At 60.9% G+C, this 13,712-nt stretch carries 5 protein-coding genes and 8 pseudogenes; 3 read left to right on the plus strand and 10 right to left on the minus strand.

Going from position 1 to position 13,712, the window contains the following annotated elements:
- Positions 1-51: 51 nt before the first annotated feature.
- Together IVA93_RS30515 and IVA93_RS30520 are read right to left on the minus strand one after the other, a co-directional pair.
- Positions 52-664: pseudogene (locus IVA93_RS30515) on the minus strand (ISNCY family transposase); the annotation flags it as partial.
- 25 nt (positions 665-689) lie between these two features.
- Positions 690-932: pseudogene (locus IVA93_RS30520) on the minus strand (IS256 family transposase); the annotation flags it as partial.
- Positions 933-990: 58 nt separating this feature from the next.
- Between IVA93_RS30520 and IVA93_RS30525 the strand changes: the two are divergent.
- Positions 991-1,987 (plus strand): annotated as a pseudogene (locus IVA93_RS30525) (IS110 family RNA-guided transposase); the annotation flags it as partial.
- Here the strand turns inward: IVA93_RS30525 and IVA93_RS30530 are convergent.
- The 3 genes and pseudogenes from IVA93_RS30530 to IVA93_RS30540 form a co-directional block, all read right to left on the minus strand.
- Positions 1,974-2,297 (minus strand): hypothetical protein, encoded by a 324-nt coding sequence (locus IVA93_RS30530; protein WP_247542621.1) that lies wholly within the window; start codon positions 2,295-2,297, stop codon positions 1,974-1,976. The pseudogene IVA93_RS30525 and the gene IVA93_RS30530 sit on opposite strands and share 14 nt — an antisense overlap.
- A gap of 13 nt (positions 2,298-2,310) precedes the next feature.
- A pseudogene (locus IVA93_RS30535) lies at positions 2,311-3,357 on the minus strand (IS256 family transposase); the annotation flags it as partial.
- An 89-nt stretch (positions 3,358-3,446) separates the two neighbouring features.
- Positions 3,447-4,266 (minus strand): annotated as a pseudogene (locus IVA93_RS30540) (ISNCY family transposase); the annotation flags it as partial.
- 143 nt (positions 4,267-4,409) lie between these two features.
- On the opposite strand from IVA93_RS30540, the pseudogene IVA93_RS30545 reads away from it, so the two are divergent.
- Both IVA93_RS30545 and IVA93_RS30550 read left to right on the plus strand, forming a co-directional pair.
- A pseudogene (locus IVA93_RS30545) lies at positions 4,410-4,700 on the plus strand (IS66 family transposase); the annotation flags it as partial.
- Positions 4,701-5,416: 716 nt separating this feature from the next.
- The gene (locus tag IVA93_RS30550; RefSeq protein WP_346771674.1) at positions 5,417-8,593 is read left to right on the plus strand and encodes a Ulp1 family isopeptidase; all 3,177 of its coding nucleotides are present in this window, start codon (positions 5,417-5,419) and stop codon (positions 8,591-8,593) included.
- Between the two features lie 72 nt (positions 8,594-8,665).
- Here IVA93_RS30550 and IVA93_RS30555 read toward each other — a convergent pair whose 3' ends face one another.
- From IVA93_RS30555 to panC, 5 genes and pseudogenes are all read right to left on the minus strand, one after another.
- On the minus strand, positions 8,666-8,938 hold the full coding sequence (locus IVA93_RS30555; RefSeq protein WP_018458918.1) for a hypothetical protein: 273 nt from the start codon (positions 8,936-8,938) through the stop codon (positions 8,666-8,668).
- Positions 8,929-9,048: pseudogene (locus tag IVA93_RS30560) on the minus strand (transposase domain-containing protein); the annotation flags it as partial. The pseudogene IVA93_RS30560 and the gene IVA93_RS30555, both read right to left, overlap by 10 nt.
- Positions 9,049-10,411: 1,363 nt before the next feature.
- A pseudogene (locus IVA93_RS30565) lies at positions 10,412-11,547 on the minus strand (MFS transporter).
- 673 nt (positions 11,548-12,220) lie between these two features.
- A complete protein-coding gene (locus tag IVA93_RS30570) occupies positions 12,221-12,427 on the minus strand; it encodes a hypothetical protein (protein WP_247363771.1) in 207 nt (68 codons plus the stop codon).
- 422 nt (positions 12,428-12,849) lie between these two features.
- Entirely contained in the window at positions 12,850-13,701 is an 852-nt protein-coding gene (panC, locus tag IVA93_RS30575) for a pantoate--beta-alanine ligase (protein WP_247363772.1), read from the minus strand.
- Positions 13,702-13,712 lie beyond the last annotated feature (11 nt).

A 13,712-nucleotide genomic window follows, 5' to 3' on the forward strand; every position in this document is an offset into this window, starting at 1 on the left:
CCAGCTGGCCGGGTTGCGCAACGACCGGCCTCCCTCCTCGTCGAACCGCCCTGGATGATCTTCCGATCCAAACAGCAGCGCGCTTGCCTCCTCGCTGCGCCAGGATTTGACGCGGCGCTGAAGCGTTCGCAGCAACTTATCCGGATAGCAGATATTCCGCCTGCAGCCTTATCAGGAGCTCGGCGCCGTTTCGCCACGGCTCGGCCTTGAACCACTCCTGCAGCTGTGGGGTCGCCTGAACGAGCGGATCAGGGGACGACGACCTCGCTTCGCTTTGAGGATCGGACGGTCGTCCGTCGAGATGCGCCCTCTTTCCAAGCCGTTCGCAAGCTGTCGAGGAAGAAGTCGATGGGCGGGGCCGCAGTAATGGAATCGCCCGACGACTTCACGTCGGCAAGGTCGGCCAGACGTTGCTGCGCAGACCGAATGTTACGGAGCAACGCGACCGGGTCCAAGCTGAAGCAGATTTCCTGCAGTCGGGCCAGAACCGCATCGGAGGTATGTGGGTTAGCTGTCAGCCGCTCATGCGGCGGCGTCGGTGCCACTATTAGATTTACGGACGCGTGCGCCATCGCGCTATCAGCTTGAACGACGGTTGTAAGAAGTTCACGAACAGGCGCACTGAGCGATAGAGTTCTGCGAGCAACGCAGCCGAGCTATCGCCAAATTTTGGTGACGGCCGGAGCCGGTCAGGCGGCGGCGGTTATGGGCTGACGGTCGGTCGGCTTGGCGATGACCTCGATCCCATCATTGAATGTCACACGGACAACGAGTTTTGGCAACTGGTTGTGGCCATCGAGACGACGCCAGCTTCTCTGCGCGGCCTCGAGCAGTTTGAAGACCATCGCGAGTGCCGTCTTGTTGGACAGGCAGCCCTTCGATCGGATGGTGCGGTGGCGAACGGTGGCGAAGGTGCTTTCGATGGGGTTGGTAACCGGTATGAGATTTCTCGGTGCCAACGTTCCGCTGCGGTGTTCTGCGTCGTGGCGTATGCAGGTGAAGGCGATCGCCCAGGCTCACGTCAAGACCGACAAGATCGATGCCGGCACGCTCGCCAGTCTGCAGGCGGCTGGGTACCTGCCGCAGATCTGGACGCCTGACGCGGAGACGGAACGCAAGCGTCGGCTGGTGGCGCGGCGCTACCAGGTCGTGCGCCATCGCACGCGGCTCAAGAACGAGGTGCATTCGATCCTGCACGCGCACCTGATCCCGAAGTGCCCGCATGCCGATCTTTTCAACGGCCGCGGCCCGGCGTGGTTGGCCGCCCAACCGTTGCCGGACGATGAGCGCGCGGCGATCGATCGGCACGTCCGCGAGCTTGACCGGCTGGCGGAAGATCTGGCCCTGCTCGACCGCGAGATCGCGCAGGACGCCATCGACGATTCCGCGGTCAACAGATTGATGACGATCACCGGCGTCAACTTGGCGGTCGCTGCCGGCATCATGGCGGCGATCGGCGACATCAGCCGGTTCAACAGCCCGCAGAAGCTGGTGAGCTATTTTGGGCTGAACCCGCGGGTGCGGCAGTCCGGACTGGGCGCCGCCCATCACGGCCGTATCAGCAAGATCGGCCGCAGTCACGCGCGCGCCATGCTGGTCGAGGCGGCATGGGCAGCGGCCAAGGCGCCCGGTCCGCTGCATGCGTTTTTCGTGCGCATCCGCGCCCGGCGCGGCCATCAGATCGCCGCGGTGGCCGTGGCCCGGAAGCTCACCGTGCTTTGCTGGCATTTGTTGACGAAGGGCGAGGATTACCTGTGGGCGCGCCCGGCACTGGTCGCCATCAAGACCCGCGCGATGCAACTTCAAGCCGGACATCCGCAACAGAAAGGCAGCCGGCGTGGGCCAGCGTATGCCCACAACATCAAGGCATTGCGCGACCGCGAGATGTTGATTGCCGCACAGGCGGAGCAAAGCTACGAGCGCTTGGTGAGGCAATGGAAACCACGGCGGCCAAAAACCGGCGCGCGGGCGCCTCAACTCGGCAAGACAAAATAGGGCAGCCTGGTGGCGCTTGCAGCCGATGCGCCACGCTTCGCCACGAGGTCGCCCGCGCCCACCCAGGATAATCCCGCCTGACGGCAAGTGCCAGCCAGGAATGCAGTCCCGTTCCACGCCAGCATGCCGCCGTGCTCGGGCCGGTCAAGGCCAAGCCTTGCGGTGGCCGCAAACGCGGCCAGCCTTGACCGCCCCTGCGCGCGGCGGCTGCGAGATCGATGGCCGGGACGGAAGGATGGCCCGCGGCGCAGCCGAACAAAAGAATGGACGTACGCGATTTCTGCAATCGTCATCTCGGTCATGAAAAAATCACTTGTCCATCTCATCCGTCGTCCGCAAGTGTTTCCAGTGCTCGGCCGGGAAGTCGTAGAACGCCAGTAGCGTGTCTCGATCCTTGCTCAGGCAATCGGCGGCCTTCTCGTACTTCAGCGCGTAGCTCTCGATGAAGGCGTCGAAGGCCAGCTCGGCGGCGAGCTTCATTTCAGCCATCCAGATCTCCTGCTTGGCCTTCGGCTGCTGGCTCTTCGGCAACTTGGCGAGCACGTTGGCGGTCTTGTGCACCCAGCAGCGCTGCTCGCGCGTTTTCGGCCAGACCTCGCCGGCCGCCTTCCAGAACCCGAGTGCGCCATCGGCGATGGTAAGCTGCGGCGCCACGTCGAGCCCGCGCCGCTTCAGATCGAGCAGCAGATCGCGCCAGTCCTGCGCGCTCTCGCGGGCGCCATCGGTGAAGCCGACCAGTTCCTTGCGGCCTTCCGGGGTCGCGCCGATCAGCACCAGGATGCACTGCTTTTCGTCTTCGAGGCGCGCTTGAAGATGGATGCCATCGGCCCAGATGTAGACGTAGCGCTTCGCCGACAGATCGCGCCTCTGCCACGCGGCGTGCTCGTCGAGCCAGCCATCCTTCAGGCGACCGATGGCGGATGCCGACAACCCGGCAGCATCCTTGCCGAGCAGCGCAGCCAGCGCCTCAGAGAAGTCGCCGGTCGAGATACCCTTCAGGTAAAGGATCGGCAGCAGCGTCTCGATCGACTTCGACCGGCGCATGTAGGGCGGCAGGATCGACGGCGAGAACCGGATGCGGCCAGGATCGGCGGCGTCCGCTTCGCGATCGCGTACACGCGGCTGGCGGACGGCGACCGGACCGATGCCGGTCATCACCTCGCGCTCCGGCAGGTGACCGTGGCGGACCACGCGCTGGTGGCCGTCCCGGGTCTTCGAATCGGCATGCTGGCCGAGAAAGTCTGCAACCTCGGCCTCGACCGCCTGGGCCAGCAGGGCACGCGCTCCATTGCGCAAGACTTCTGTGAGTTGATCGTCGAAGATTCTTGGCTGAATCAGATGGATGACGTTATCGTTGGACACGGCATATCGCTCCTTCGGTGGAGAAGTGGAGGCGTCAAGCACCCCCACGATATGCCGCCTTTCCGATTCCCGCCGTCACCAACTTTGGGCGATAGCTCCGCAGCCGCCTCCAGTCCTTCAAACCGCCGATAACCGATGATGCGTCGGACCACGGCTCCGTTCTTCTGTTCGACAAACGCCTGGTCGTTCTTGCGGTAGGGTCGGCAACGCGTGAACTCGATGTTCATCTGCTCACATGCCGTGCAGCGAGGGCGGCAGCTGTCGGCGAACTTTTGTCGTCACGGTGCTCAGGAGCGTTTGCCCGCGCACCAGCAACGGCGCACACTCCGTCCAACAGGTCGCAATATCCGTGAGCACCAGCGTCTGTATAAAACCGGCGGCGCGCCGAGGGCCCACTGTGAGCGACCAGATCGGCTTCGACTAAGCCCGGCGCCGGATACTTCCAGCCGGCGGACGTCCGTACCGGGATTCCGTCGCTCTGCGCTCGCCACCGGGCGGCGCCGGTGGCGTCCACCTTCCTCTCGGATCTTGCCCAGCGCCCTATCGATCGTGGACGCGCTCCCCGCCAGTAGCTTCGCACGGGATTTCAGGAGCCAGGCCCATGTGACCGTTGCGTTCCATCGACTCGATCAGGAGCGGCAGCAGCGCTTTCAGCCTCTTGCCGCAGATCCGGTCGGATGGCTCACAAAGCACTACCAGCGCATTTCGCTCAGCTTCCTCGTAATCCGGCGACGGGTGCGCCGAACCGAGGATTGCCTCATCTCCTCGGAGCAGGCGCATCGCATGCTTTCGATGCAAGCCCGTCACAAGCACAAACTGGTCCAGAATTCGCGCTTCTCCGCGCGTCTCGCCTCTCTGTAGCGCTGCGCCCGTCAGCTCTCTCCGAATCGCCATGCTCAGTTGCCTCATTATCGCGCCCGCGGTCCCATCCCACTGGGGAGCAAATTACGTGAGGCAGGCACAGCACAGCATTCAGGAACATTTCAACCGACTTCTTGCCATCCTCGTATGGCTTCCGACCGGGACGATCGCCCATGATGCCCTACACGCTTGAGGCCGATCCGTGTGCCACATCCAGGCGCACCGCTCTCGAGCGCTTCCTAAGCGACGGTCGCATCAAGCTCGACTCCAACGCCGTCGAGCGCGCAATCCGGCCACCAACCATCACGAGAAAAAACGCGCTCTTCGCGGGCAGCCATGGTGGCCGGACCTGGGCCACCATCGCCACGCTGCTGCAGACCAACGAAGATGAACAACCAGACCCGCACTCCTGGCTCACGCAAACTCTCGAACGGATCGCGCGGCGCTGGCCGATCTCTCAGATCGATACTCTCATGCCCTGAACTTCCAAGCCTGAACGGCCAAAGCTTCGCGCTTACGCCGCTGCCAACACGTCTTATCGGCGGCGGCGCGCCTCGCGCAATTAAGGTGCTCGAAAGCGGGGTAGATCACCAAGCTGCGAGGATTTGCCGCATCGTGAAACGGGTATGAAAACCCAAGCAGGCTCGACGCGACAGCGATGGGGGCTTGAAGTCTACGTAGCGTCAGGTTGTACAGTCTGAATCATACATACGGCCTTCTCTGAAGCTTCATGATCACTCGGAGAGGCTCGGTTGGTTGTAGCGAATGTGAGGACGTTGATCTGAAGAGGAAGCAGAGCTTGCAGTGCAAGTATTGAAACCCGGTCGCCTTCCAACAGCAGTGGGGCGGCCCAATGTCGGTCTCGCCGATGTGCCGCATGCGATGTCCCGGAAGGCGGGGCGGCAACACCGTGGCTTTTTGAGTCGTGCGAGTATTTGGGTTTCGTTTCTCCTGGATCGTTTTGAGGTTTGGCGAGCGGTCACCTGTTGCCCAGGAGCCGGGGCGCTTTTCTGCAGCAGCCAAGACTGGGCAGGTGTGAGTAATGCACGAGCTCGGAGCGACGCGCGATAACAGTCCCTTTTTGTTCAATTTGGCGATCTTGACGTCCGGCTTTTTGAAGCCGGAGTCTCTGTGGTCAATGCGCCGGAGTGTGGCTCCGGGGCAGCTATGAAGAATCTTCTCATCTTAGGAGAGTCGTGTGGAACCGATCTATAACGATCCGAACTCTTGGATGCGCTGGTACGCCGAGCAGCAGGCGTTGCAGCGTGCGGGGCAAGAGGCCGACGTCGACCCTGCGGATCAAGCTGGCTTCGAGCAGCAATTGGGCGAGCTGCAACTCCGCTCTCCTGAGGAGAGTTCCGGGGTTAGTTCCCCCGACAGTTCAGCCGCACGGTCGCATGAAAACATCCAGCGTACGGACGTTGGTGGTTCGATGCGAATGCGGCCAAGGTCCAACCTGCGGGACAATTCGTTCAGCAGCACGCGTCACAGTGTCGATGTTCCGCACGCTCATCTTGGCTCGGCTGCAAATAATTACCGGTCTGACTTGCAGGACAGGCCATTCAGCAGCATGCGTTACGCAGCGCCCTCGGAGGAACAACCTACGGCGCGGACGAAGGACAATAAGCCGCGTGGACTGTTCTCTCGGGTCAAATCAGGGTTAAGCAAAGTCTTTGGAGGAAATCACCGTGAGAAGTGGTCCGGCGGCCCAGCCTCTGATGACGTCTACTCGGAGCTTCGCATCGACTTTGCAAAGCGCAGTCGCCCGTCCGAAGCAGACCTAGCGCTGATTGAAGAGTTCAAGACGGCATTGGGCAGCGCGAACCGTAAAACGAAGACGATCGAGAATTATGTGATGGCTCTACGAATGTTCAGCGAATTCCTCCAACCCAAAGGCGTCACTCTGAACGACCTGCTTGGCAATGCTGATCTGCTGACAGCCTATAAAGATGAATTTAAGAAGGTGGCGAGCGCCAATAGCAGGAACTATGTGGGTGGAGCCTTGGATACACTCCAGAATTTCCAGGCTGGAAATCCCATATCTGCTCCAGCTGGGGTGGGTACGCGAGAGCAACCGATGCACCCCCAAGACGAGCGGATGATCCGCCAGTTCGTGGAAAACGTCAAAGACTACAGAGTAGATCCCGATGGTACCAGAGGCCGCGGGACTGGAAAGGTCCCGCTTGCAACGATCAAGGGCAATGTGCAAGCGCTCAACGCGTTTGCTCGTTGGCTCCGAGCGCAGAACAAGGGGCCCCTGGCTCCTCGGGCATTCAATGAGCCAAGGTCGCTCGCCGACGACATCAACGAGTACTTCGTAGCTGGCGGCGATGATCGTGACCGCCTCAGCGCGGCATTGTCTCATCTCCGCAGGATCGGGGCTGACGGGCTCCAAGCTGTCGGTGCCGGGCCCCGCCTGATGGGGCGCGAAACGTTGTCGGCTCATCCGAAGGACGTCTCCACGATCAGTGACTTTTTAACGGACGCTCTATCCAAGCTTGGATCCGACGCGACTCGCAAGGAGAAAATCTGCGCTTCGGCGAGGGCTTCCAGGCTACGCTCTTTTAGTGATTGGCTTCAAAGAGAGGGCAGGCCGAGCATCATGGACCGTATCGAGGGCAATGCTAAGCAGCAGTCGTCATTGAGCGCAGATTATGCGGCGTACAGCAAAGCCACAAAGCAGACACCCCCACTCGATCTCCTTCGACAATACCTGGGGCTCGAGCCCCAACAAGGACTTCGTGCTTATGACGATGACGCCAGCCTGATCGAGAGCCTGGCCAAGGAAGAGCTGAGAAACCTCGACCCAGCTTCCGAACAGAGAAGAAAAACAATTCGTAATACTGCTTCGGCCCAACGCAATTTCAGTAATTGGCTCCGCACAGAGGGTAGGGAAAGCATCGCGAGCCGAATCAACGGCAATAGTGAGCAGCGGCGCTCGCTGGAGGCAGACCACCGGGCTTTCACGGAAGCCAAAGGGAAACTTGGCCTGAGTCTCAGGAAGCTCAGGCAGTATCTGCAACTCGTTGAGGCAAACAGAGGGCTGGGTGTGACCTTCCCTGAGCAGAGGGCTAGCTCGAGCTCAACCTCAACCTGGGTGCGAGATTTGCCGACGCCGCCGTCCGAAAGTGAGTGGCCGCCGCTGCTAGATCCGTTTGGGCAGGCTGGCTTGCAGGAACCGGCCAGGTCGAGCTCGACCTGGTCCCCGCACGTGCCGTCCGACTTTGATCCAAGTGAGTGGCCGGCAGCGCAAGGCCCGGTTGGACCGGGTTGGCAGGACCTGGCCGGCTCGAGCTTAACCTGGTCTCCACGAGTGCCGTCCGACTTCGAGTGGCCAACTCCAGAGGGCGCGCCAGCTCGGTCCTCAGACATCTACCACGGTTTGGCTTCTTTCACTGATCTGCCGTCCACACCGCAGGAAATACGTGACGACGCCCAGTCAAGGCCGGTGCTCAGCCCTGCCGGCAGACCGCCGTTCTTCATCGGTTCATCAGGCAAGCCGCAAGAGCTCGAGGATATCGGATATCTCGTCGGCGAGGATTGGCAGCATGGCACACAGCCGGTGCCAGACTTCCTGCTCGATGTACTGGACAATAAAATGCTGCTGCCGAGCTCGCAAATGGCTCCCCAGCCGGTCTCTATCAACGGTGAGACCTACTCCATTGCGTTGGGGCCGCGAGGACGCCGCGACGCCCAGCTGATCCATCACCCTGGCCCATCCTCGGTTCCTGATGCCCGGATCGGCGCTTCGAGGGCGAGTGCCTCTGCCAGCGATCGCAGCGGACGGGTGCTCGGAGCCGGGGAATGGCTGGGTGACCAGCATATCCAGCGGGACTACGAGCTCCTGTCGCAGGAGTTGCGGCAAAGCAATCCAAACCTCGCCGCCCGGACCCGGTTCGTCGATCCTCTCATCGCCTTTCAGGTGGGCCATGGTACGCACGGCGACGCCCTGGACGCATTCCATCGCATTGTCAACGATCGGAATGGCAACGATACGGCCGACTTCCTGTTCTTGCCGGTGAGTGATGCGAGCGCGACGAACCTTCGTGCCCGCGGCTCCCATTGGTCGTTGCTGCTGGTAGATCGCCGCGATCGCGACAGGCCGGTCGCCTATCATTACGACTCCGCCAAGGCATACTACGACGCCGCCAAGGCATACAATGCCACACCTGCAGCAAAGCTCGCAGCGCGGGTGGGAGCCGATTTGCGAGATGCCCCCATGCGCCAGCAGGGGAACGGCTATGATTGCGGAGTGTTTGTGGTCGACGGTACCCGGGCGCTGGTCAGACGGCTCGCGGGAAGACGGCACGCAGATCTGAGCCTCCTCTACCTCGTCGTCGATCGGCAGGCACTGCGAAACCGGCTAAGTGGGTGAAGTCGGCTTCAACTGAATAGCGCGTGCAGCTGGTTGAACTGTATCCGTCCGAGATAAGCCGGGGACAGTGGATCACCGATTCCACCGCCTGAGGGGTTCGGTTCCCCTGTGCATCCTGATGAGCTCCATCAGGTTAGCCGAGTCGGTGAACGCCGTGACGCCGTCGTTACCTATGCTGTAAACCGAGATGACGCCGCCCACCGGGTCCACTCCGTTGGCCACATCCCAGAGCCAGTCCTCGTCCTCGCCGAGGTCCTTTGCCACGCGACCGATGGTGAAGACGAAATTGACTCTGTTGACGTGCGCTGAGCGGAGGACGTCGACGTGAGCGACGTCTAATTCCACGGCAGCAACTGGTGTAGGCAGCTCTGTGGCATGTCCGCGATGCGCGCGAAGGCGTCGGCGAGCCACGCTTTCGCATCGATGTTGTTGAGACGCGCCGTCATGATGAGCGTCATCCGGCGGGAAGTTCCGAACCGGACGTTTAATTGGACAGCCCGCGGCCGGGCTTCTGCGAGGTCGACATGGTCGCCCCTGGCGGCACGTCGGTGGCGGGATCGTTCATCCAGACCATGACGATGGCCGATTCGCGACGGGCTGGACGGAGTGCCTGCCGTTGGTGAGGCGGGATGGCTCGCTGGTTGTCGAGGCTATGAAACACGCACAGAGCCGGTTCCGCTGGCTTCTACGCGGTGTGGACTTCGACAACGACAGCAGGTTCATGAACGAGGTCTTCGCGCCGCGGTGCGCCAACCGAAGCTCGGGGTGACGCGCTCGCGTGCCTACAACAAGAACGGTCAGGCCTTCGTCGAGCAGAAGAATGGTGCGTTGTGCGTCGCTTGATGGGCTACGGCCGCTTCGTTGGCCTCGACACGGCGCACGTGATGGGCCGCCTCTATTCGGCGGCAACTCTAGGTCAACTTCTTTCATCCGTCGTTCAAGCTCAAGGAGAAGCGCCGAGAAGGGGCCACGCCTGCACCCTTTGGTTTTAAGAGTTGGTACGCGGCTTGCTCCGTTCGGAGCAACATTATGGCGCGAGAGACACACGTCCGCCTTGTAAGGAGCGGTTCATCTGCAGGGTTTGCGATAAGCGCGGCACCATCCTAAGGGAACGAAGTGACCCAACCATGCCCATGAGAAAGCGTGCCGACCAAAAACTGCAATATCTTCACGTCGTGTACGCGTCAATCCAGCTTTCTCTTCTGGTGCCGACTTCGAGACTCCTCCATGCAAGATCCGTACGAAGGCCGATCTCGTGGTCCTTCTCACTCTCGTCGACCCTATCGAGCACCGCCCGCACCGGCGAGGTTGTCTCGGCTTCGAACGTCGGGATAGTCCCGAGAAAGAATGATCAAATCGACCGGGCTTGCAGAATTCGATTGATTAAGGCCACCGCACAACCCTGTCCAGGGGCTGCGAGATACCAGATACCGGTATTTCGAAGTCCGTGAGGTATCAACGCCTGCTCGGCGAACGTCCGCTTTGGGCAATCGGGTTGAACGCTCGAGCTTGCGAACAGCCGAAAGCGCGGATTCGCATAGGCATAGAAGCCTGGGATGAAACGATTGGGCGAACAGCAAGCGCATCAAGCGACCTATCATAGGCATGAAGGCAGATCTCTGTAAGAACGCGGACCACCAATCGCCGGGCCTGAAGCACTTCCGGAGAAGCGCACCGCTTTGTGACCAGCAAAAAGTAAGCGATCATCGGCGCCAGGCAGATATCAGCTAGCCAACTCATTGCCGTCTCGATCAGAGACAAGACACGATCGGAGCTTCTCTTGCGCGCGGGTGCCGCTCTTTCACGTTTCAAACGCATTCACCGTGTGTTCGCCGTCGCGATCGGCGCCAAGAGCACGACGAGGCACATGAGCCCGGCTAGGACCCCAAATGCGGCCGGCAGTCCCACGTACTTGGCCAGTAAGCCGATACCAGCTGGCCCAATGAGAATTCCGGCATAACCCACCGTCATGATGGCGGCAATCGCCGGACCAACGGGCATCGCCTCCTGGGTGCCGGCGCGCCGGAACAGAATCGGGCGACATTCGATAGGCCAAGACCAATGAGCAGCAAGCCGATCATGGCGATGACGGCCGCCGGTGCCGCCAGCAGAGCTCCGAAACCTGCCAAGGCCAGTAGACTTCCGAACATAAGTGTCGCGCGGTCCCCCGCGCGTTCGACGACGGCGTCGCCAGCAAGGCGTCCCACCGTCATGGCTATGGAGAACAGTACATACGCTAAGCCGCCCTGCGTCTTTGGAGCAAGACCAGCGCCGACGACCAACAAGGCAGCCCAATCGAGCATCGCGCCTTCGATAAGGAAGGCGATCGCCGCAATCACGGCTAGAAGGAGCACGATGGAACGCGGCAGAACGAACGACGGTCCCTGGTCCGCCTGCGCCGTTGGTACCAATCGCGGCCACGCCAGCATGATCGCGATCACTATCAATCCCGAGCAGACCACAGCCGAAACAAATGCGTCAATCTGCAGCGAGAGAAAAGCGGTCATGGCTGCAGACCCCACAAGTCCCCCGATGCTGAATTGAGCGTGGAAGCTGGACATCAGCGGGCACTCCGCCGTGCGCTCCACCTCCATCGCATGAATGTTCGCCGCCACGCTAATCGAACCTATTGAGGCGCCTAAGGCGAATAGCGCGGCGCCGAGCGCCAACTTGCTAGCTGTCGTGAGGCACGGCAGGACGATCGCGAGACTAAGCCCACCCACAAGAATGATCAGCCTGACGCCGTAGCGGGCGCTCAAAACACTGGTCAGAAGCATCGCGATGATGGATCCAGCACCCAGGCAGAGCAGTAGTAGGCCAAGTACGCCGTCATCGGCCGCCAGCCGGTCTTTCGCAAATGGTATGAGCGGGGCCCAGGCCCCGAAGCCAAACCCGGGAACGAAGAATGCAAGACGCGTTGCTAAGCGAGAGGATGGTTGACCAGCAGACGCCATGACAGGGACCCTATATTGATAGACGACCTGCGGGCGCTGTACCAGCGACGGGCTCCCGAGCGACAGAGAGTGCGCAGGTTCGGCGGTCGAGAGGACATCGTTTGTTGGCGCAATCCGCCATGCCGGACGGTTCAGCGCGTGATATCGGATCGCGTCGATCGTCACTCTAGTTCGATCCGCGACGACATTTTTGATTGCAAATACGATGCCACCGCGAAAACGCACGTGACCCCTCGATCCGGCCTCGATACGATCGGACAACTGTGCCGGCTAGGCATGGAGCGTCGGGGGCTCTCAACAAGCTTGTTACTTGCTGAATTGGTGAGCGCGGTCGCGCACGGAAGGAGCACGAAGCACCCGAGTGCGCCTCGAGAGCGCGTATTACGATTTGGTGACGCCCTTCAGCGCGCCAACGCGGCCTCGCCTTCCGTAGTCATATCCGCGACAAGTCAACATGGCTCAGCCGCAAAGCTGACAACGAGACGAAACTCCATCAGCCGATCGCAATCGGTCTCAATGCGAGGCGATGGGTTTGCAACCCTGTTACTCTGGGCTTGCGTAGTCTGCCATAGCTTGTGGCAACCGACATCGCGGTGTAGACGCCGAGTTGATCATGGAAGGCACGCAGAGGCTTATGTGCCTGCTAGACTCACGGTCTTTGTCAACGCCCCCCTCACGGCACGCCATTGACGACTTCTTCATCCAATTGGCTGTGCATATGGACCGGCATTGATTCTTGTCCGTGTGCGGAGGGATGCGCTCGTTGCCCAACAGTCCATTGAGAAAGCTGCCCCGCCGAGATCGCGACCCGCTCCGCGTAAACAGCGGACGAATCCGTTGCTTGGTCTGCCGCAACAAAGAAGCCCACAGCGTCGCGCATCTTCGACCGACGCTCCACCAATCATCAAATCCCGAATGATGGTGGCCCAGAGATTCAGAACCACCCGAAAATTGCAACTGTAGTGCTAGATCCGGTGCGCCAAATGCATCGAACTCCGTCCGGATCGCGTGTCGGTGTTCCGTTACGCGCATATTCTCTCCTTCAAGAAGGATCAGTGCAAGATCGGCGAATACGCGCTGCCCCAGACAGTCGTGCGTCATCTTCAGTCGGAATTGATTGCGCAAGCCCCCGGTCGACGCGGGCTACGTGCGCATTAGTTTCGACCACTTCGATCTACCCCGGCTAGAAATCTTGCCGAGGCGAAGCGCGAGGGGCGGCCGCGTCGGAACTTCCAGGGTTACACCGACGACCGCCGAAACGGATAAGAAGAACACAGTTTGTCGATCTGGTTCTGAATTGCGCTACAGAGTTGGCAACGCGAGCAGTACGTTGTCGATCAGCCGGGTCGAACCGACGTAGGCTGCGGCACAGAGCGCCGCCGGAAGCCGCAGCGGACTCGCGGCGCGCTTGAGCGTATCACCATCGACAAGTTCAAGGTATTGCAGCCGATCAACGGTCTCAAGATGCCGCTCCGCGATCGCAATCAGCTTATCCACCTCGCGCACTCCTGAGCGGAACTCATCCGCCGCGGCGAACAGCCCACGACTGATGGCAACGGCTCGCCGACGTTCTTCCTCGCTCAGATTGCGATTGCGACTGCTCATCGCGAGCCCGTCCGGTTCCCGAACGGTTGGCACGGTGACGATCTCGATCGGAAGATTGAGATCAGTTGCCATGCGACGCACGACCGCGCATTGCTGAAAATCCTTTTGCCCGAAAAACACGACGTCCGGACGCACCATGTTGAACAGCTTGCATACCACGGTTGCGACGCCGCGAAAATGCCCAGGCCTAAAAGCCCCGCATAGTGGCTTCGCCAATTCGCCCGGTTCGACGAAGGTCTCGAATTGAGCCGGATAGACTTCCCGTGCACCCGGTGCGAAGACAATCGCAACACCGGCATCGCGGCACAATTTTTCATCGCGCAGGAAATCGCGAGGATAGCTGCTGAGATCCTCGTTTGGTCCGAACTGAGTCGGATTGACGAAGATGCTAACGACGGTGACGTCGCATTGCGCTCGGCTCGCCTTGACCAGAGCCAGATGGCCCTCGTGCAAATAGCCCATTGTCGGCACGAGCCCGACGCGTTTGCCCGCGCTGCAAGCCTTCGCGAGTTCACGACGAAGCTCAGCGACCGTCGTAATCGTCTGCATCGTAGCACCTA

The sequence above is a fragment of the Bradyrhizobium sp. 155 genome, from assembly GCF_023101105.1.
In the GTDB taxonomy this organism is placed as follows: Bacteria; Pseudomonadota; Alphaproteobacteria; order Rhizobiales; family Xanthobacteraceae; genus Bradyrhizobium; species Bradyrhizobium canariense_D.